Origin of the sequence: Paraburkholderia sp. Ac-20340 (genome assembly GCF_017104965.1) — a bacterium.
In the GTDB taxonomy this organism is placed as follows: Bacteria; Pseudomonadota; Gammaproteobacteria; order Burkholderiales; family Burkholderiaceae; genus Paraburkholderia.
Window position 1 is genome coordinate 556,134 of sequence record NZ_JAAGPR010000001.1, and the last position, 20,693, is coordinate 576,826.

The 20,693-nt window shown below is 60.9% G+C and carries 18 protein-coding genes; 6 read left to right on the plus strand and 12 right to left on the minus strand.

Annotation, left to right across the window (positions count from 1 at the left end; all coding sequences use genetic code 11):
* The first annotated feature begins 61 nt into the window (after positions 1-61).
* Entirely contained in the window at positions 62-1,777 is a 1,716-nt protein-coding gene (locus G3N59_RS02610; protein ID WP_205980959.1) for a methyl-accepting chemotaxis protein, read from the plus strand.
* A gap of 631 nt (positions 1,778-2,408) precedes the next feature.
* Here G3N59_RS02610 and G3N59_RS02615 read toward each other — a convergent pair.
* Entirely contained in the window at positions 2,409-2,624 is a 216-nt protein-coding gene (locus G3N59_RS02615) for a DUF3820 family protein (protein WP_205980960.1), read from the minus strand.
* A gap of 221 nt (positions 2,625-2,845) precedes the next feature.
* Between G3N59_RS02615 and G3N59_RS02620 the strand changes: the two genes are divergently transcribed.
* Positions 2,846-3,874, plus strand: coding sequence for a porin (locus tag G3N59_RS02620; protein WP_205980961.1), 1,029 nt, complete (start codon positions 2,846-2,848; stop codon positions 3,872-3,874).
* A 22-nt stretch (positions 3,875-3,896) separates the two neighbouring features.
* Here G3N59_RS02620 and G3N59_RS02625 read toward each other — a convergent pair whose 3' ends face one another.
* Positions 3,897-5,162 carry an NAD(P)/FAD-dependent oxidoreductase gene (locus G3N59_RS02625; protein ID WP_205980962.1) on the minus strand — a complete coding sequence of 422 codons (1,266 nt, stop codon included), beginning with the start codon at positions 5,160-5,162 and terminating at the stop codon, positions 3,897-3,899.
* A 141-nt stretch (positions 5,163-5,303) separates the two neighbouring features.
* On the opposite strand from G3N59_RS02625, the gene G3N59_RS02630 reads away from it, so the two are divergent.
* Positions 5,304-6,044 (plus strand): class I SAM-dependent methyltransferase, encoded by a 741-nt coding sequence (locus tag G3N59_RS02630; protein ID WP_205981078.1) that lies wholly within the window; start codon positions 5,304-5,306, stop codon positions 6,042-6,044.
* A gap of 84 nt (positions 6,045-6,128) precedes the next feature.
* Here the strand turns inward: G3N59_RS02630 and G3N59_RS02635 are convergent, their stop codons facing one another.
* Genes G3N59_RS02635 through G3N59_RS02645 form a run of 3 tightly spaced genes read right to left on the minus strand, consistent with a single transcriptional unit; the run spans position 6,129 to position 8,366 of the window.
* Positions 6,129-6,566, minus strand: a complete 438-nt coding sequence (locus tag G3N59_RS02635) for an excinuclease ABC subunit A (protein ID WP_205980963.1) — start codon at positions 6,564-6,566, stop codon at positions 6,129-6,131.
* Positions 6,567-6,594: 28 nt separating this feature from the next.
* Positions 6,595-7,068, minus strand: coding sequence for a signal peptidase (locus tag G3N59_RS02640; protein ID WP_205980964.1), 474 nt, complete (start codon positions 7,066-7,068; stop codon positions 6,595-6,597).
* A 35-nt stretch (positions 7,069-7,103) separates the two neighbouring features.
* The gene (locus G3N59_RS02645; RefSeq protein ID WP_205980965.1) at positions 7,104-8,366 is read right to left on the minus strand and encodes a beta-ketoacyl synthase N-terminal-like domain-containing protein; all 1,263 of its coding nucleotides are present in this window, start codon (positions 8,364-8,366) and stop codon (positions 7,104-7,106) included.
* A 253-nt stretch (positions 8,367-8,619) separates the two neighbouring features.
* On the opposite strand from G3N59_RS02645, the gene G3N59_RS02650 reads away from it, so the two are divergent.
* Positions 8,620-9,219: a LysE family transporter gene (locus G3N59_RS02650; RefSeq protein WP_205980966.1), complete on the plus strand. Its 600-nt coding sequence runs from the start codon at positions 8,620-8,622 to the stop codon at positions 9,217-9,219.
* Positions 9,220-9,338: 119 nt separating this feature from the next.
* Positions 9,339-9,959: a hypothetical protein gene (locus G3N59_RS02655; protein WP_205980967.1), complete on the plus strand. Its 621-nt coding sequence runs from the start codon at positions 9,339-9,341 to the stop codon at positions 9,957-9,959.
* Here the strand turns inward: G3N59_RS02655 and dsdA are convergent.
* The 5 genes from dsdA to G3N59_RS02680 form a co-directional block, all read right to left on the minus strand.
* On the minus strand, positions 9,956-11,311 hold the full coding sequence (gene dsdA, locus G3N59_RS02660) for a D-serine ammonia-lyase (protein WP_205980968.1): 1,356 nt from the start codon (positions 11,309-11,311) through the stop codon (positions 9,956-9,958). The two genes, G3N59_RS02655 and dsdA, sit on opposite strands and share 4 nt — an antisense overlap.
* Positions 11,312-11,318: 7 nt before the next feature.
* Positions 11,319-12,848 carry an amidase family protein gene (locus G3N59_RS02665; RefSeq protein WP_205980969.1) on the minus strand — a complete coding sequence of 510 codons (1,530 nt, stop codon included), beginning with the start codon at positions 12,846-12,848 and terminating at the stop codon, positions 11,319-11,321.
* A 109-nt stretch (positions 12,849-12,957) separates the two neighbouring features.
* Entirely contained in the window at positions 12,958-13,872 is a 915-nt protein-coding gene (locus G3N59_RS02670; protein ID WP_241023123.1) for a LysR family transcriptional regulator, read from the minus strand.
* Positions 13,873-13,933: 61 nt separating this feature from the next.
* On the minus strand, positions 13,934-15,169 hold the full coding sequence (locus G3N59_RS02675) for an MFS transporter (RefSeq protein WP_205980971.1): 1,236 nt from the start codon (positions 15,167-15,169) through the stop codon (positions 13,934-13,936).
* A 190-nt stretch (positions 15,170-15,359) separates the two neighbouring features.
* Positions 15,360-16,361: a hypothetical protein gene (locus G3N59_RS02680; protein WP_241023124.1), complete on the minus strand. Its 1,002-nt coding sequence runs from the start codon at positions 16,359-16,361 to the stop codon at positions 15,360-15,362.
* A gap of 174 nt (positions 16,362-16,535) precedes the next feature.
* Between G3N59_RS02680 and G3N59_RS02685 the strand changes: the two genes are divergently transcribed.
* Positions 16,536-17,738, plus strand: a complete 1,203-nt coding sequence (locus G3N59_RS02685) for a hypothetical protein (RefSeq protein ID WP_205980972.1) — start codon at positions 16,536-16,538, stop codon at positions 17,736-17,738.
* 103 nt (positions 17,739-17,841) lie between these two features.
* Here the strand turns inward: G3N59_RS02685 and G3N59_RS02690 are convergent, their stop codons facing one another.
* On the minus strand, positions 17,842-19,509 hold the full coding sequence (locus tag G3N59_RS02690) for an alkaline phosphatase family protein (RefSeq protein WP_205980973.1): 1,668 nt from the start codon (positions 19,507-19,509) through the stop codon (positions 17,842-17,844).
* A gap of 261 nt (positions 19,510-19,770) precedes the next feature.
* Positions 19,771-20,682, minus strand: a complete 912-nt coding sequence (locus G3N59_RS02695) for a DMT family transporter (RefSeq protein ID WP_205980974.1) — start codon at positions 20,680-20,682, stop codon at positions 19,771-19,773.
* Positions 20,683-20,693 lie beyond the last annotated feature (11 nt).

The following is a 20,693-nucleotide window of genomic DNA, read 5'->3' on the forward strand; positions in this document are numbered from 1 at the left end:
GATGCCGTAACCACAGACATAACCATACGTCGACAACGTTCGACACATGCCTGGGAGGCCTATGCGCAACATGAAGCTATCGACCCGCCTGATCGCGGGCTTCTCCTTGCTGACCTTCTTGCTGGTTGCGGTAGCGGGCCTGGCGTTTTATGGCCTTTCCGAACTGAACGCGAAACTCGACGAGATCGCGCGCGTCAACAACACCGAATCGCGGCTTGCCAATGTATTGAAATCGTCGATTCAGGACCGCGCTATCGCCGTGCGCAATCTCGCATTTCTGCAGGATCATCAGGAACTGCTTGGCGAAGTCGATCGAATCCACAAACAGAATCAGATTTACGCCGATGCCGCCAGACAGTTGCGCGACATGTTCGCGCACGAAACCAATACGAGCGATGCCGAGCGCACGTTGATCGCCGATGTCGATCGCGCCGAGGCGCTTGCCATCCCGCCGATGAACAAGGCTATCGAACAGGCGCTCGCCGACGATATCGCCACCGCCACGCACACGATCATGACCGAAGCGCGCCCGCCACAGCGCGCGTGGCTGGCGAAGGCCGTTGAACTGGCTAACCGGGAAGACGATGCGAACGCCGTCGCGCAAAAGGACGCGGTTGCGACGTACCGCAATATCCGCACGCTGGTGGGGTCGCTGGTTGCGCTGGCAATTGTGGTGGCGATCGTGACGGCGGTTGTCCTCACGCGCAGCGTGTTGCGTCAATTGGGTGGCGAGCCCAGCGACGCGCAGCAGATTGCCGGGCAGATCGCAGCAGGCAACCTGCTTGTGCCGATTGCACTGACGCCGGGTGACGAGCACAGTCTGATGGCCTCGCTCAACGCCATGCGCTCGAACCTGACAAGCATTGTTCAGGATATCAAATCATCTGCTGAATCGATTTCCTCGGCGGCCGGCGAAATTGCGCAAGGCAACCTCGATCTCTCGCAGCGCACGGAGGAACAGGCGGCGTCGCTCGAAGAAACGGCGGCCAGCATGGAAGAGCTGACCTCGACGGTCAAGGCGAATACCGACAACGCGCGTCAAGGCAGCACGCTTGCAGCGACGGCATCGCAGACGGCCGCTGCCGGCGGCGACGTCGTGCATCGCGTGATCGGCACCATGGAGGACATTTCGTCCAGTTCATCGAAGGTGTCCGAGATTATCGCGGTGATCGAAAGCATTGCTTTCCAGACGAATATTCTTGCGCTCAATGCGGCTGTGGAAGCGGCGCGGGCTGGCGAACAGGGGCGTGGGTTTGCTGTGGTGGCTGGCGAGGTGCGCACGTTAGCGCAGCGTAGCGCGAGTGCGGCGAAGGAAATCAAGGAGTTGATCGAAACGTCGGTGCGGCATGTGCGAAGCGGTTCTGCGCTTGTGCAGGATGCTGGGCAAACGATGAGCGAAGTCGTGCGTTCGGTGCAGCGTGTGACGGATATTATGGGCGAGATAGCTTCGGCTTCGGTCGAGCAGAGTACCGGTATCGAGCAGGTTAATGTCGCTGTGACGCAGATGGATGAAGTCACTCAGCAAAACGCTGCGCTGGTCGAGCAGGCGTCTGCTGCGGCTCAGGCTATGGCAGATCAGGCTGCTTCGTTGCGGGCCGCTGTGTCGATCTTTAAGACTGGGGGGGAGTCGCTGGGGGCTAAGGGAGTTGCTATTGCGGCGGATGTTAGGCGGCGGGTTGGTGTTGTTGGGCGTAGTGCGCTTGGTGGCAGTTCGGTGTCGTCTGGGTCGATGCAGCTTGCTGCTGTCCCTTCGGGGACGGATTGGCAGAGTTTTTGATGGTTTTTTGTGGCCGAGTTGCGGAATTGGTTGTGCTTTAGGTGGTTTTTTTCTTTGGCATTTCCTTGTTTTCGTGTCGGTCTATTAGCGTCGCCCCTGTGCGGGGCGGCACCTACTTTTCTTTGCAGCGGCAAAGAAAAGTAGGCAAAAGAAAGCCGCTACAAACGCCAGAATGACGCAGTCCACAAACAGCCTTACGCGGGGAATGGTATAGGGGCGTCTGCCATCCCGCACCTTCAAACTGAGTGACAAAGCCGTCATTCATCCCGTTGCTCGCTGCGCGTGCAACGGCCGGGTATGCGTGGGAAACCCCTGAAATTCAAGCGTTTTCGTGAATCCAGCAAACCTTCGGTTTGCGTTTGCGTTATGCCCCTCGGGGCGCGCAGCGCCCCCGGGTGGGCGGGCGCCTTGTCACTTAGTGGTAGGGTGCGAGGGACCGGATGCTCCTATACCTTTCCCCCTAAAAGGCGGTTTGCCGACTGCGTCACACTGGCGGTGTGAGCGGCTTTCTTTTGCCTACTTTTCTTTGCCGCTGCAAAGAAAAGTAGGTGCCGCCCCGCACAGGGGCAACGCTAATAGACCGACACGAAAACAAGGAAATGCCCAAAAAGCAGCACAAAAAAACCAAAACCTACCCCCGCTTCCGCAACGGCACCAGCAACTCCCGCAGCCCGTTATGATCCATCTCCTGCATCAGCGCGAGCAGCCTGCCAATCTCCCCCGGCGGAAATCCCTCCCTTGCAAACCAGTTGAGATAATGCCCAGGCAGATCGGCAATCAGCCGACCTTTGTACTTCCCAAAGGGCATCGCAAGCGTAACGAGGCGTTCAAGATCTGCAGTATCCATGCGCGCTATTGTGCACGACTTTACCCACGTGCATACCGGTCAAATTAACCGACCACCCACACACCACTCCACAAATTACCGCACGCATCACCCGCGTTCGCATCAGCAAAAAATTCAAGCGAATCAACATTTATTGCAGGGACTCCGCTCCTTCAATTTCCTACCATGGGCTGGCCTTGCGATTTCGTCAGGGTGCCGACAATAAACAGACATGGAGATAAATGAAGAAGACCCTTCTCGCCGCGTCCGCCGCGATCTCGTCGTTTTCCTTCCAGCCCGCCCATGCCCAGTCTTCCGTCACGCTCTACGGCATCGTCGATAACGGCATCGAATATCAGAGCGGCGGCGGTGCGAATCATGTGATCCGCGCTTCGTCGGGCGGTCTGTTCGCAACCGTCTATGGTTTCATCGGCCACGAGGATCTGGGCGGTGGCCTTCATGTGAATTTCCAGCTGGAACAAGGCTTTTCCGCCGTAAATGGCGCAGCACAGAATTCAGCCGATGCATTCAATCGTCTTGCCTGGGTCGGTTTGTCGGGAAGCTTCGGCGAATTGCGCTTTGGCCGGCAAAAGAAGCCTCAATATCTCTATCTGGACGGCGAAATCGATCCGCTGGCCGCGAAATCCATTGCCTCGCCGCTCAACGATTTCGACGATGTCTCCGTGCGGGCAAGCAACGCCATTACCTGGTTTACGCCAGACTGGCACGGCCTAACCGCGCAATTTTTGGTGGGCCTGCGCGACTCCACCACGCAGCCCTCCAACGGCATTCAAACCTATAACGTAGTGGTGAAATACATCAATGGACCGTGGCACGTTGCGGCCGGCTACGACCAGCAGGACAACGCAACCGGCACGTCGATGCAGAAGGTTTTCACCGCCGTCACGTCGTTACGGGTCAAGGCGGCACGCTTTTATCTGGTCTATCACACGGAAACCCAATCCGATCATAGCCAGAATGAAGCCACCTATTCGGCTTCTGCTTCCTACCTGTTCAATCCGGCCAATGAGATCGCAGTGATGTACGGTTATCTGCACGATCGCACCGGAAAGGGCAACAACGCGCAACAGATCGGTCTGTCCTATGAATACTTTCTCTCGAAGTCGTCGATTCTCTACGCTGCGGCCGGTTTGATCGATAACCGCAATCAGGCCAGCTACACGCTCAACGGCACGGAGTATTCCGGTATCGCCATGACGCCGGGCGCGACCGCGCGCGGCGTCATCGTCGGCATTACGCACAAGTTCTGATGCGTATTGCCGCGCCATTCGCTCAGGACTTGCAGGCCTCGTACAAGGTATTGAGCCGGCGATCCGGTTCCGCCACATACGGATTGCTCTCATCCCATGCGTAACCGGCGAGCACCGAGCAGATCATGCGTCGAATCAAGGGCGTCTGGCGCGGGTAATAAATGATGTCCTGCAACTCGCCCGTGTACCAGCGCTCGACGAACGCACGGAACGTATCGATCCCCTTGCGCAAAGGCACGTCGTAGTCGGCGTGCCAATCCACAGTCTCGCCTTCGAGCACGCGCTCCAGCACCTGGACTGCCTGACGCGCCGAACGCAATGCGATCGTAACGCCCGACGAAAATACCGGATCGAGAAACTCTCCCGCGTTGCCGAGCAATGCATAACCGGGCCCGTGCAGACGTTCGACATTGGCCGCATAGCCGCCGATCTGCCGCACCGGCATCACGAAAGGGGCGTCGCCGATCAAACGGTTCAGCGTCGGTTCCTCGCGAATCAGCGTGCGCAGACGCGCCTCGCGCTCGTCTTCAGGCATGTCGTGAAACGCGGCGTCGGCCACGCAGCCCACCGACGAGCGGCCGCCCGCCAACGGAATCATCCAGAACCACACATCACGATGCTCAGGATGCGTCGCGACGCAGATCTTGTTGCGATCGAAGTCGTCGAGTGCGAGGCCGTCGCGCACATGGCTGAAGATCGCCGCGCGCGTGGGCATGCCGGTTGGCGCTTCCAGATTCAACAGACGCGGCAGCACGCGGCCAAAGCCGCTCGCATCGAGCACAAAGCGCGCGTGAACGTCGTAGCGCGCGCCGCTTTCGTCGGCCACTTCGAGCACCGGCGCGTCGCCCGGATGCATCGCCAGCACCGTATGACCGAAGCGCACTTGCGCACCCTGCTGAGCCGCGCATTGAATCAGCACGTCGTCGAATTTCGCGCGCTCGACCTGATACGTCGTGCCCCAGCCCGGCGAATGTTTATCGCGGAAGTCATAGGCCGTAGCGCGATCGCGCCACACGAACTGCGCACCGTTCTTGTACTGAAAGCCGGCTTCCACAACGGCCTGCAACATGCCCGCTTCTTCGAGGTACGCCATGCTCTGCGGCAGCAGACTTTCGCCGATCGAAAAGCGCGGAAAATGCTGACGTTCGAGCACCAGCACCGAACGGCCGGACTTGCGCAGCAGCGCCGCCGCAAGCGCACCCGAAGGACCCGCGCCGATGATGGCCACGTCGACCGTTTCACGCTGGATCGCAGCGTCCTTTACTGTCTCTTCCTGACTGTGTTCCATAATTCCTAAGCTCTTCCTGCGTGCGTCGCACGAATGCGCGACGCGATGACCGCTTTGACGTCGACCTCACGCCATTCACGCCGCCCTTGCCATTACAATGCCCCTTCTCTTCCAGGACCGGAAATGCATCGGGGAAAAAATATGTCGGTTTCCGAATCAAAGCAGGTGCCGTTCGTGCCGGAGACGGCCTTCGGCATCTGGTTTCTCCGCACGCACACGTGGGAACATCATGTCCTGCGTGTCGCGATCAACGACCTCAAACGCCTGATCGACCCGCCTCTGCCCACGGCTCCTACGATCGTCGATGTCGGCTGCGGCCAGGGCAAATCGTTTCACCTGCTCGCAGAGGCGTTTCACCCGCGTCGCATCGTCGGTATCGACTATCACGAAGATTCGCTCGAACTTGCGAGGCAGGCCGCGCGTGCCTGTCCGAATCCATCGCAAATCGCATTCGACGTACTGCATGGCGACTGCGCGAACCTGCCGCTGCCCTCGGCCAGCGCGGACATCGTGTTCTGTCACCAGACCTTTCATCACCTGGTCGAACAGGAACGCGCGCTCGCGGAATTCCATCGTGTGCTCAAACCCGGCGGCATCCTGTTATTCGCCGAGTCCACCGAGGCCTACATTCGTTCATGGGTGATCCGCCTGCTGTTCCGCCATCCGATGGAAGTGCAGAAAAGCGCCGACGAGTATCTTGAAATGATACGCCATGGCGGATTCCGCTTCACAAAGCGCAATGTCTCGCTCCCCTATTTGTGGTGGAGCCGTGCCGCCGACTTCGGGCTGTTCGAGCGTCTGGGTCTGCATCGTCCGAAGCCCGGCAAGCGGCGCGAAACGCTTGTCAACGTGGCAGCCGTGAAAGCGGACGCAACGGTCTGACAAATAGCGATCAGGCCGATTGAAGCGGCAGCCCGTGCTGGCATGGGCCCCCGCTTCAACAACTCAGGCCGTGCGTTTCCGCGCTTACTTCGCTTTCAGCGTCACGACGTCGCCCACCAGCGCGACGCCCGCCACCACGGCGCCCGCGCCGCAGGTGAATTCCGTGGCGCTCGCGCGCAGGTCTTTCTTGTAGTTGCTCTTGATGTTGATGACCGCGTTGCCGCCTTCCTTGCGCGCGCGTTCCTGCAGTTCCAGCACGGCCGAAAGAAACACGTGCTGGCAGGCCGCTTCATCGCTCTTGCCGAACGCATTGGTCTTCTTGTTGGTCGCAAACTCGCCGATGGTTTTCTGCACGGCCGGATGCGACTGGCCCGCAAAATACAGGCCGATATCGTCGCTCACCTTGCCTGGCTCGCTCTTGAGCGCGGCGTCCACCGCATAGGTACTCACCGAATCGCGCGCGTAGACGTGCGACGTTGCGAAAGCCGCGCACAGCGCGCTCAGCATCCAAAGCTTCTTCATCTTTTTTGCTCTCCGTTGGGTCAATGAATCAATTGGCTTGCAGCACGACAAGATCGCCCTTCACGACGATCGCCGCGGCGCTGCGGCTCAGACCGCAGTTGAATTCGGTGGACGATTCCGAGTGGCTGCCATGAAAGCGCGTGGTCACGTTGATGACGGCGTTCGCCTTCTTCTCGCGGGCGTCGTTGCGCAGCTTGTCGAGTCCTTCCGCGAGCGCCTTGTTGCAGGCGACATCGCCGTCGTCGGTTGCGCGCGCGACACGGATAGCGTGCGACGCATCGCCGATACGGTGCACGACGTCGGCATGCGGCTGCGCACCGAAATACACCGCCACATCGGAGACCGCATTCGGCGTAGCCGGTGCGGCATTCGCGGTATTCGTAACAGACGTAACGGGATGCAACGCGCCCTGCAACGGCAGCGTCTTCAGTTCCGTGCCGCAAGCGGCCAGCGTCAGGCTGATCAGCGCGGCTGCGCTCAGTGTCAGGCTCGGTGTTCTCATGGTTTTCCTCGTCATTTTCAGGGTTGCCTGCAACGTCACTTGTCGTTCCAGGCGCGAAACATCAGGCTCGCGCAACTCCCGCCGAACCCAAACGAAACCGACATCGCCGAAGCCATGCGCGCCTGCCGCGTCGCCCGCACGAGCGGCATTTCCGCCGCGCCCGCATCGAGATCGTCGATACCCACGGCGCCCGCGATAAAGCCGTCGCGCATCATCAGCAAGGTGTAGATCGCTTCGTGCGCCCCGCAGGCGCCAAGCGGATGGCCGCTCAAGGCCTTGGTCGACGAAAACGCCGGCACTGCCGCGCCAAACACGGCGCGCAGCGCGAGCAGTTCCTCGACATCGCCCGAAGGCGTCGAAGGCGCGTGCGTGTTGATGTAATCGGGCCACGAGGCCGCTTCGTCGAGCGATGCACGCATCGCGCGCGCAATCCCGCCCGCCTGCGGCGCGACCAGTTGCACGCCGTCCGTGCAATGGCCGAAGCCCGTCAGTTCGGCGTAGATACGCGCGCCGCGCGACTGCGCGTGGGCAAGCGATTCGAGCACCAGCACCCCCGCGCCGGAGCCGATCACGAAGCCATCGCGGCGCACGTCGTAGGGCCGCGACGCCTGCCCAGGCGTGTCGTTGAAGCCGCGTGACAGCGCACCCATGGCGTCGAACATCAACGTCATGTTGTCGTGCAGCGCCTCGCTGCCGCCCGCCAGCACCACATCCTGACGGCCGGTCTGGATCAACTGCATCGCCTGACCGATCGCCAGCGCCGATGTCGTGCAGGCCGATGACGGCGAATACGTCACGCCTTCCATGCCGAACACATGCGCGAGATTCGCCGATGCGGTACTGCTCATGGCCTGCGGCACGGTATAGGGCGGCACGCGGTCCACGCCGCGCGCCTGCGCGCAGGCCATGGCCGCGTCATACGCCGACATCGTGCCGACGCCCGAGCCGACCACCGCGCCAACACGCGGGTGCCGCAAAGCCGCTTCGTCGATACCCGCATCGGCGATGGCGCTGCGCGCGGCGTGGCAGGCAAAGCGCGCGGTATCGCCCATAAAGCGTTCGGCCTTGCGCGCAAACGGCGTTTCGCCCTCCACGGTTGCGACCGCCGCCACCTGACTCGCGAAGCCGCGCGCGCGCCAGGCCTCCACGCGCGTGATGCCGCCGCGCCCTTCGCGCAGGCGCGCGGCTACGCCGTCCAGCGTATTGCCCAGGCACGAGACGATCCCCATGCCGGTGACGACCACCCGCTGCAATCCAGCCGATCCGGTCGATCCAGCGAATATCGAGGATTCCTGCATGCTCACCGCACGCGCGCAAAAAGGGTGAATCGAGATAGACAGATCGATAACGTTGTGATTGCAACGTTCCTGTTCAATGCACTCGCGCGCTAATGAGATGTGCCGCTCCGCCTGAATTCCGCTGAATATGACTGAATGCGGCCGCGGGTGCGAAAGCCTTAAAATGTCGCCCGACGGCTGTGATGGCGCACCGATCCAGTCTGAATGCTCTTTGATTCCTGTCCGGTTTTTGTTTGACCCCACTTATCCTCCCATGCTCTCCTTTTCCACCGCCGCGCTGATGGCGTCGGGCAGCGCGATCGTGCTGCTCATGCCAGGACCGACCAATACCCTGCTCGCCGCCGCCGGCCTCGGTCAGGGCTTCCGGCGTTCCGCCCATCTGAGCGTCGCGGAACTGGCGGGCTATCTGGTATCGATTTCGTTGTGGGGCCTCTGCTTCACACACGCGTCACAGTCGCTGGCATGGCTGCCCAGGACCTTGCGCCTCGCCAGCGCGCTCTACCTTGCGTGGCTCGCCATCCGCCTGTGGCTCACGGCTAATTCGATCGAAACGTCCGCAGCCAGGGTTATTGGCGCGCGCACGCTGTTCAGCGCAACCGTGCTCAATCCCAAAGCCATTCTGTTTGCCGGATCGATTTTTCCGCCCGAAGCATTCACGACATTCGAAACGTGGCTGGAAGCCATGGCGATCTTCGCGCTGCTGCTGATTCCCATCGGCTGCATCTGGATCGCAATTGGCGCCGCGCCGCGCGAAGGTCGGCTGCCGCGTATGCGCCCCGCCATGATCCAGCGATGCGCGTCGATCGTGGTCGCGCTCTTTTCAGGCTCGCTGATCTGGACGCTTGCGCGTTAGCGGACCGCTATTTCAGCGGTGTGGTGTATAAGCATGAACGCGCGCAAATCACGCCAATGACGCGCAAATCACGCGCTATTTAAAATGAATATCAGCGCGACGCTTATCGAATAGAGACCATGACGCTACAGGAAGAACTCAACGAGTTTTATCGACGCTGCGGTTTTGCGCCGTCCTCGAAAGGCCCGCATCCGCGCACAGTGCCGGTATTTACCGGTTGCCTGCTGGTGCCATTGCCGAATATCGAAACCCGGCATCGCTACCTGAAATATCACGATCTGCACCACATGATCACGGGTTACAGCGTGGGGCGAATTGGCGAAGGAGAAGTCAGCGCGTGGGAGCTGGGCACCGGATCGATGCTGGCGTCGCCGATACTCGGCATCATGAATCTGATTGCCTTGTCGACAGGATGGATTTTGCAGCCACGCAGAATGTGGCGGGCATTTTCACTGGGTTGCCGTAGCCGCAATCTCTATCGCCGCACGACGCGCGATGAAATCGACCGTGCGCAATGGAAAAACGTGGCGTCGTTGCAGGCGGCCTTCCTCGGCGACAAGGAAGGCCGTGCTCCCGGTATGCTGCGGCGGCTGGAGTTTGGTGTGTATCTCGCGATAGCGATGGTGATTCACGCGATCATCGCCGTGCCTGCCGTAATTGTGCGGGTTGGCAGCGAGATCGCTACCGGCAAACCGCTGCTGGAAGCCGTCAAGCCTACCAAACCCGAGCGCATTTTCTAGGCCAGCGCCTGGCGGCCCGTCTCGAGATACGCGTTCATTTCCGCGGGCGGCACCATGCCGCCGCCCGTCGCCCAGATCACATGCGTGGCATTTTGCATGGCCGTATCGTCGAGCTGCATGCGCGCGCGATAGTCCTGCGGCGCCTTCGAAACGCGCGCGAAACCTGGCGCGCCCGCCAGCGCAGACGGCTCCAGACGGATATCCTGCGTTTGCGCCATCAGCGCGAGCAGCGCATAGAGTTCGCGGTCATCGACCGTGTAATAGCCGTCGATCATGCGCTGCATCGCGCGGCCCACGAAACCGGACGGACGCCCCACCGCAAGACCGTCGGCGGCCGTCACGTTGTCGATGCCAAAGTCCTGCACGGCAAGCGCTTCGTGCAGCCCGGTGAGCACGCCCATCAACATACAGGGCGAATGCGTCGGTTCCGCAAAGACGCAATGCACGGCATCGCCGAACGCGAGTTTCAGACCGAACGCCACGCCGCCAGGACCGCCGCCGACACCGCACGGCAGATACACAAAGAGCGGATGCGCCGCATCCACGCGCACGTTCGCGGCGTCGAGCTGACGCTTCAAACGCTCGCCCGCGACGGCATAGCCGAGGAACAGCGTCGTCGAGTTTTCATCGTCGACGAAATGGCACATCGGATCGTTTTCCGCGAGACGCCGCCCGCTTTCGATTGCCTCGCCATAATCGCCCGCGTATTCCACCACTGTGACGCCATGCGCGCGCAAACGGTCCTTTTTCCACTGCCGCGCATCGGCGGACATATGCACGGTCGTCGCGAAGCCCAGCGTTGCGCTGGCAATGCCGATCGACATACCCAGATTACCCGTCGACCCCACCGCGATACTGTGCTGGCGAAACAGCGCACGGCATGCGTCGCCCGCGAGCACGCGGTAATCGTCGTCTTCTTTGAGCAGGCCGTGACGGATAGCGAGTTGCTCGGCGTGAAAGAGCACTTCGTAAATACCGCCGCGCGCCTTGATCGAACCGGAAATCGGCAGATGGCTATCCTGTTTCAGCAGCAGACGTGCAGGCGTTTCGACGTCGTAGCGCTGGCTCAGTGCCTGTGCAAATGCGGGCACTTCCGTCAACGGCGATTCGATGATGCCGCCCGCCGCGCGCACATCGTCGAAAGCCTCGGCGAGGAACGGCGCGAATCGCTGCAGACGCGCGCTCGCGTCGGCGATATGGGCGGCGTCGAGCGGAATGTCGTGAATCGCTTCAGCGAGCGGCGCGACGGCCGGATTGAACCACTCGACAGGTTCGAGCGCCATGAGTTCGCGCAGGAGCGGGTATTCGTGCAGCCAGGTGTCGAGCGGCTTGCCGTAAATCGATTCGATCATTTTGAATTCAGACAGCGGAGGCGGAGTGATGGGAAGACGCGACAGCATCGAGCACGGGCGGATGCGTGACGATGGACTTCAGGTCCACTTTCGATGCGCGCAGTTTCGCGGCGTCGGGAATAGGACGTCGCGTTTCTTCGGAAGTTTCGAACAGCGTTTCAAAGGCACGCGCGGCATCGAGCAGCGCGAGATCGCCGCGAAATGCGCCGATCATCTGCAAGCCGAATGGCATGCCGCGATGATCGACACCGCACGGCAGCGACAAGGCCGGATTGGTCGCGAGCGTCACCACATAAGTGAGCGAGAGCCAGCGATAGTAATTCTCCAGCTCGACGCCATTCACCGATTTCAGATACGGCTGCACCCACGGGAACGGCGAAACCGGCGTGGTGGGCGAAAGAATCACATCGTAGCGATCGAATAGCGTCTGGAAGCGGCGGAACAGGCGCGTCTGATCGCCATGCGCGCGCACGCAATCCGCGAGTCCGAGGTTGATACCCATTTCATAGTTCGCGCGCGGATTGGGTCCGAGCGAATCCGGGTCGGCTTCATAGGCTTTTTGCAGGCCCGCGACAAAGGCTTCGGCGCGCAGCACGTCGAAGCAACGATGCGCGCCGGCGAAATCCACCTCGATCGGCTCGCATATCGCCACCTCGCGGCGCAGGTATTCGATCTTGCGGCGAAACACGGCGCGAATATCGTTATCGACTTCGCACACGCCGAAATCTTCCGTGTAGCCGATACGCAGTTTCGATACATCCGTGAGCGCACGGCCGTCCATGGTCGGATTCATGGCAAACGGATAGCCGAGCGGATCGCTGCCCGACTGGCCGACTGTCGCCGCGAGTTGCAGCCAGGTGTCCTCGACATTGCGGCCCATCGGGCCCACGACCGCAATCGGCGTCCAGCCGAGCGGTTTGCGATCGCTCGGCACGAGTCCCGGCGAGGTACGCAGACCGACGACACCGCATTTCGCAGCGGGAATGCGCAGCGAGCCGCCCGTGTCGGAGCCGCTGGCGAGCGGCACCAGATCGAGCGCGAGCGCCGCCGCCGATCCGCCCGAGGAGCCGCCCGCATTCAGGCGCGGATCGAAGGGATTACCCGTCGCGCCCCAAACCGGATTGAAACTGTTTGCGCCCGCACCCATTTCCGGCACGTTGGTCTTGCCGACGACGATCGCCCCGGCTGCACGCAGACGGCGCACCAGCGTGTTGTCCTGCGCCGGCACATTCGCGCGATAGATCGGCGAGCCGTACGTTGTGAGGAGGCCTTCGGTCTCTTCGAGATCCTTGATGCCGATCGGCAAACCGTGCAAGGCGCCAACGGATTCGCCACGCGCGAGTGCCGCATCGGCTGCGCGGGCTTCGATGCGCGCGCGCTCGAAACTCGTGGCCGTGATGGCGTTCACATAAGGATTGAGTGTTTCGATTCGCGCGATACAGGCTTCGAGCAATTCAACGGCGGAGATTTCGCGCGTCTGCAACAGCGCGCGCAGCGCGACAGCGCTATGACGGGTGAGTTCGTGGCGATCGTTCATCGGACAGTCCATTTAGCGGCAAGCAGGAGTTCGCCCAATGTAGACGACGACCAATACCACCGCCAGTGATGATTATCGAAAGGTCAATTCACTTTTGATCACTGCTTTTTCAATCGACATGCGACGACAGTTCGCCGCTCAAACGTTCGATAAACGCTTGCAGCAAGGGCGGCAATGCGCGCCGCGCAAGCGTCTGTATTTCCACCGTGCGCTCGCTCGCAGTCAGTTCCGGCACGGGCAACGCCACCAGTTCCCCGCTCGCGAGACGCGGGCGCACGAATAGTTCGCCGCTGAAAGTGACGGCGTCGCTGGCAAGCGTAAAACCCAGCAGCGTTTCTAGCGTGGCGCTGCTCAGCACGCTTTTGCACGCCACGCCTTCGCGGCTGCAATAGATATCGATCAGCTTGTGCAATGTGGATTGAACGCCCGGCAAGGCAAGCGGATAAGCCAGCAATTCCCGAAACGACACCTGCGCCGATTGCGCAAGCGGATGCGAGGCCGCCACGATTGCGAAGATCGGCGAAGGCGCGGCAAACGCCACCTGAATATCTTTTTCCGGCCCGAAACTGAATGTGAGGCCAATATCACATTCGGCTTCGCGCACGCGCTGCGTGACGCCTGCCGCCGTATCGAGCACGACTTCAAACGAAGCGGGCGCAACCGTGCGGCGAAACTCCGCCATTGCACGCGGCAAAAATGCGGCCGAGAAACCTTCTGTGCAGGCAATACGGATCGTGCGTTCGGCTTCGCCGCGCAAGGCGTCGATTTCCAGTGAAATCTGTTCGGCGTCCAGTTGCGAGCGGCGCGCGTAGGCGGCGAGCATTTCACCCGCCTTGCTCGGCACCATGCCGCGCGATTGACGCACGAAAAGCGGCGTACCGAGTTCGCTTTCGAGCCGCGCAATCTGGCGGCTCACCGCCGACGGCACGACATTGAGCCGGCTGGCGGCATCGGCAACGGAACCGGTGTTGACCACTTCGAGGAAGTAGCGAACAGCGGCTTCCTGAAGAATACGGGCGCTCATGATGGATCGATGGGAATACGCGGAATGCTCCATCATAGCGCCTCATTGTCCGCCAATGCGCTCAGGCCTCGCCGGGCGCGCCCAGTCGTGCATCGGCTTCGGGCGAGAGACGGATCGACAGACTGGTCACGAGCGCAAACGCCGTCGCCACGATCAGGAAACCAAATACGGCGTTGTAGTTGCCGGTAACGGAGACCAGCAGGCCAATCACCGCGGGCGCAACGAATCCCGCGACCTGTCCGCCGAAATTCACCATACCCGCGCCCGTGCCAATGAGTTTTTGCGGCAGGAATTTAGCCGGCAGCGCGAATACGCCTGCAAACACGAACGACTTGAAGAAGTAGACGATCGATTGAAACGCAATCACGCCCGTCACCGTTTCAGCCGTATACATCTCATAGAGAAAGAAGCCTGAAATCGCGCAGCAGGCCGCCATCAACCACTTCTCGCGGCCATCGAACCAGCGCGTGAGAATCCAGCCGCCCAGCGCCGTCGAAATACTCGCCGCCACGAATGGCAAGGGCGTGAGCATACCGACCGCCTTGAGATCGAGATGGCGCTCGGTCAGCAGATAGGCGGGCATCCAGGCATCGAGTCCCTTGTTGACGATGCCCATGCCGAACCAGGTCAGCAAAATCTTCCACATCAGCGGCATTTTGAGGAGCGCACGCGTGGCGGCGCCGTCGATGCGCGCGGTGCGGCCCGTCGAATCGCGTTTCTGATGCGTATCTTTTACCGCGAACAGATAAAAGAGCGCGAACACCAGACCGGCGCAACCCGCCACGACAAACGCATGACGCCAGCCCAGCAGCAAAATGAGGGGCGCAATGGCGAGCGGCGCAATAAAACTCCCCACGTAATTCGACGACATCAACAACGCGGACATCTTCGGACGATCGGCGCGCGCGCAAGATTCCGTCACGCCCTTGACCGCAGCGCCAGGATAGCCGCCTTCGCCCAGACCGAAGATAAAGCGGATCGCGATCAGCGAGGCCAGCGACCACGCGAGGCCGGTCATCAGCGTGAACACGGACCAGAACGCCACCGAAACGACAATGACTTTCTTGCTGCCCCAGCGGTCGGCAATCCAGCCGCCAGGAATCTGCATGGCGGCGTAGCTGATGTAAAAGGTGCTCATGACCACGCCGAGCGCCGCCGAGCCTACGTGAAACTCCTTGCCGATCGCCACCAGCGACAAGGCAATCGCCGAGCGATCGATATACGAAATGCAGTAGCCGAGATAGAGCAGCGCGAATACCGCGAGGCTGGCGCGTCTGCTTTTATTGGGGTCGATCATGCTGGGCATCCGACGAGAGAGTGAAGACCGGGCCCGCGTCGGCTGTGCCGAGCGCTCCCACCGCGACTAGTCGGATTGATCCTAAGTAGCCACAATTGGGGCGACAAGTGACATATTCCGATGCCTGCGTTCGCGAAAACTCATCGGAAAGGCTTGCGGCCCTCCTCTCGGCTTTGCCCTGGCCGCCGGCTTATTGATAGCGATGGTCCGCGCTCGACCATTTAAAGGTGCGACGCCATTTGCCGCCCGCTTTCTCCCGCAGCTGGAGATCGTGATAGCCCGCCGTTGTCGAAGGAAGCACGGTCAGCGCATTGGCTCCGTCGTCGACGTCGTGGCTGCGCGTGCCGTCCTTGTGCCAGTCGCCAGCGATCATCTTGTCGAAGGCCATTGGCTGCGCGAAGACGACATGTAGTGTGTTTCCGTCGATGGCGAAAAGATAGAGCGCTTCGAAATCGGCTCCGCCGCCCGCGTAACCCACGCTCCAGCCGGCACGCACACCGAATGCGTATTCGCCCGTGCGCAGTTGATAAGCGGCGAGATCGAAACGCGACCAGCTTGTGGGCATGGCCTTCATGTCGCTTCCCGCAGCGCCTTCTTCAAGGCTATCGGGCAGTTCGATATTCGTGTCGTTCCAGTCGGTCGGTGTTGCGACCGGCGATTCGGTGCGCGCCACCAATCGCGGTGCGCCCGCCTCCGTACTTTCAAAAACGCCGAACCAGACACGCCGCGCGTCCCTGGCGTCATCGCCCAAAATATCGCATGGAGGTGCGCCATACTTTCGGGCCTCGGCGGCATCGGCGGGATTATCGGCGAGGCAAAGCATCGCGACGTAGCTATGCGGGCGCAGCGGCCAAGGCTTCGCGCCCGCCATCACAACGCTACCTGCGTCTTCCCCCGGCGCCATCTGTGCGACCAGAAACGCCGTCGTAAAACCGGCCGGCAGCCTCGTGCCGAACCCGTCGTTCTGCTTGCCGCTCATCGACGCGTCGAACATCTGGCGGGTGTCGCTCGAATGTAACGCACCGCGCACGCCGTCGATCGAGTGCACGGTTTCGTCGGCCTGCGCGAGCGGGCCGTGCGCAAGGCTAAGGCACGTGGCAACGCCAGCGATCAACCGGCGGGAATGGTACAACGATGCGCGACGTTTCATCGGAAGTGAGCAAGTTAAATGGGCCACCAAACGGGCCATCATTATGATGTAGAAAACGCGTGACTCCGATGCGTCATGAATGAATTGATGGCGCAAAAACGACCTGGTACGCCGCATTGGCATAAAATAGCCGCCGTTTTTAAAATCAGCGCCCGCTCGCGCATCCTTTCACTTCGAGTCGATATGAATTCAAAAACGCATTCGTTATATGCAGGGATGAGACGGATTTCGCTGCGGGCTGCGCTGCTTGCGATGATTGCCGCGCCCTCCTTCGCCTGGGCGTCCACCAGTTGCGTCGATGCGGAAGCGGCTGGCCGCCTCGCAATCGAAGCACAGCATCGGCTGCAGAACGCCCCGGCCGACAAGTCGGACCCGGACGGCGAATCGGTATCGGCACAGCAGCGCACCGAAATGCGGGCGTTCAAGGATGCGCTCGTCAACGCGATCGACGCGCGCCTCTCGTGCAGCGACGCGCGTGCGCAACCCGACGCCTTGCAGCGCGCGTTAGAGGCGTCGTTCGGCGTAGTGAAAACGCCGCCTGCCGCCGATAGCAGCGGCACAATCGGCGGCGCGATCAATGTGAGCGTCACGCGCAATGCGGCTAGCAAGCCGCTCATGCTCGTACGTGCGGGCTTCGGCATTCCGTGCGGCGACGACAATCTGCTCGTTGCGTACGCATGGGACGGCGCTACATGGCGTCGCGTGCTGCGTTGGCAGAGCGACAATTACGACAGCATTTCGGGCGCTTTCGGCGATACGTTCCAGTACGCCGTGCTGCCCGGCGGGCAAATTGCGGTGGCACATGGCGGGCCGTGGTGTTCGTCGCGCTGGCATAACTTCGGCCTGGATGTACTCGCGCCCGCGGACGACAAGCAGGCGCAGCGCAGCCTCTTTCATCTCGATCATGCCTATGCCGAAGATCTGGACGTCACCGGCGGCGGACTGACACTGAAGGCTCGCCCGGATGGTTTCGAACTGCGCACCAGCATCTCGCCGCTCGACGCCGAACTCATTACGCGCAAGGCGGTTTATCGTTACCGCGTCAAGGGCGATACGGTCGAGCGCGTTCAACCGGCTGCCATCAACGGGCGCGATTTCGTCGACGCATGGCTGACCGTGGATGACGCCAGCGCACGCAACTGGAGCGACCCGCACGCTGCGGACGCGCTACTGGCCGCGCGCCAATCGCTGATGGCCAGCATCAAGGACCACAGCAAGTTGCTCAACTATGGTCCCGTGCGTGCGTGTGCCAGCGGCAAAGACCGCTATCAGGTGGAGATCGGCTTGCAGACGAAGAAGCCCGGCGACGCCGATACGCAATATGGCGTCGTGCGCCAGGAACGTAATGGCTTCACGATGCTTTCGCTCGGCGAGAAACCCGATCCGGGTTGCAAAGGCGCGGATCTGATGGCGCGTTAAACAGCAAGCGACACGCCATAAACAAAAAGCAAAAAGCGCCGACGGTTTTAAATCGAACCTTACCGTCGGCGCTTTTTCTATTGCATCAATTCCATTTCACAGTTTAATCGTCGGTATCTTCGTCATCCGACGTTTCGAGTCCCGGCAGCGTCTGCGTCCCTTCGCGCTGAACGGCCACCAGCCTGCGCGGATCGAGCCCAAGCGCCCTGAGAATGGTCGGCGCCACCTGCATATTGGTGACCGGCGCATTGACGACATTCTTCTTCAGATGCGGATTGGAGAGCACCAGTAAGGTGTTCGTATCGTCCGCCGACAGGCCGCCGTGTTCCGCCAGTTTGGCCGCGCTCTTGCTGTAAATCGTGCCTGGTATCGGTTGAACGATGAGATCGGGCACGCGCCCGCCGGCAGGATTGCCCCAGATCGTCTTCAAGGTTGCGTCGTGATAGAGCGTCTGGATATGGGTGGTATTGCTGCCTGCCTGATCGGCGCTCAGGATCGACACCGCCTTGGCCGCATCGCCGTGATTCTTGAGCCAGATGAGCGAGACGTCGTCCGCTGTTTCCTGCGCAACCGGCACGCCGCCATTGGTCAAGAGGTCCGCCACATCGCTGACGTCGGCCTTCGCATAGGCATTCTTCGAGCCGCTCAGCATCTGAAGTTTGCTGACGTCGATTGGCGACTGACCGTGTTTGGCGCCGACGATAAACAAGGTCGAATGCAGCAGATGGCTCGCTTTCAGCGCGTCGTACATTTGCCCCAATGCGCCATCGACATAATCGAGCGATTGCGTGACCGGCAGTGTCGGCGTGGCGGCGGCATCCAGATAACCGCCGCGGGTCGTGGAAGCGCCCTCCATCGCCACCGTGACCTTCTGGGCCACGCTCACCGCCTGAAAATTCATGCCGAAGATGGCAGGCACGCCCACCTGTTTCGTGCCGGTCTGATCGAGCCCGTGAATCCAGTTCAGCACGACCTTGACCTTGAAGCCGTCATAAGTGCGCGTATAGAGCGGATCGGAAGTCCAGTCGTCGCCGGCGGGCGCAGCCGGAAAGCCATTGGTCTGCAGTGAAGTCGAATTGATTTCGGGCGCATAGAGTTCGTCGAGCCCCACACCCGAAGGTCCATTGATGATTTCGTAAGCCGGATGTTTGTCCGACCAGGCCGTGCGCAGACCCGCCTGATGAATGACTTCGAAAATCGTATTCGTGCCGTTCTTCATATACCGATGCGGCCAGACCGGTTCGCATCCGCTGGACGTTTTGCGCAGCGCCAGCTTCGCCGGATTAATGTGCGGATTGCGCGGATCATAGGTTGCGCCTGCGGGCGGCGACCCGCCATCGAGTTGGCTCAGATCCCAGTCTAGGGCTTCGAAATTGCTGACTTCCGTACCGGGCGTGCCGGTGCAATTGCTGCCCGGCGGATAAAGCGTGGCATCGTAGGTATCGTCATAAAAAACGCCGTGGCTGAGCGGACTGCCGCCCGTTGCGAACGCCAGAAGCCCAGGAAACGAATCCGAAGGTCTGGACGTGGAGGCGTGCGTGTATTCGACACCGTGTTTGACGAGCTTTGCGAACGTGGATTGCGGATGCGACCTGATGTAGTTTTCCAGATCGGCCTCGTGCATGCCATCCACGCTGATCAACAACACATGCGTGTATTGCCGATGGCGATCGCCATCCTGATCCTGCGCTATCGCGCTCATGCTCGCGAATGCCAGCATGCTCGCACCGAAAATCGCCCTGGCTACAAACCACTTTCTCGATTCGCTCATTCTTCACCTCTTGATTGGAATTCTGAGTGAGGCACGAATGTGCCCCAGAGGAGATAAGGAGCCGAATAAGAAAATGCCGTGAAGCGTTACTTTCGATTTCCTTTTAGGATTCCGTGAAAGACGCGTGGAGCGCGGGTTAGCGTAATTGAAACAGTTTGTATCCTGGCCGTTAAGCAATACTTTGATCCTGAATCAAAACAGTAACGTTTATCATTTAAATGGGAATTTGAATCGTTATTAAACGATCCCGCTTTACATGTCCTATCCATTACGGCGCGGCTGTTTTTGACGCTCATCGAGCAACGGTGCCGGGCGCTGGCTTTGCGTGCGGCTCGTCATCGCCATGGCAATGCCGCCAAGAATTGCCGCCGATGCCAAAACGAGGCGCATCGTGATCGCCTCCGAAAGCAGCAATACCGCGCCAAACGCGGCAATCGGCGGTACGGAAAGCTGCACTGTTGCGGCGCGCATGGCTGAGAGGCCTTTGAGCGCGGCATACCAGATCACGTAACCGATCCCCGATGTCACCGCGCCGGAAGTGATCGCCAGCGCGATACCGGCGGGCGTGGCGTGAGAACGGCCCAGTAAAAACAGGCTCAGCACCAGCGCCAACGGCGCCGCGCGCAAGAAATTAGCCGCCGTGGCCGCCAGCGGATTCGCCACGCCACGGCCGCGCAGCGAATACACGCCCCAGCACACGCCTGCCACGCTCATTAGCGCGGCGCCCACCGAAGTGGGCGCGGTAATGCCAGGCGAAACCAGATAGATGAGACCCGCAAGCGCGAGCACGAGACCCAGCCACGCGGGTGTCGCGAACTGCTCGCCCGCATGCAGACCGGCCGCGAACATCGTCAATTGCACCGCGCCGAACAGAATCAAAGCGCCCGTGCTCGCGCTCACCGTCACATACGCAAACGAGAAAAATGCCACGTAGCCAAACAACATGACAGCGGCGAGCCAGTCGCCTTTCGCGGGCAGCGTGCGGGCCGCGTTCGCGCGCGCGAGTATCAGCAGCATGACCGCACCGGAAACCAGCCGGATACTGGAAAAACTGGCGGCGTCGATGCTGCCGTGCTGCAAAGCCAGCCGGCACAACAGCGAGTTGGAAGCGAATGCCACCATCGTGACGCTGGTGAGCAACACGGTGCGCGCGGCGGGTTGAAGAGGGTCCATATCCGCACTCA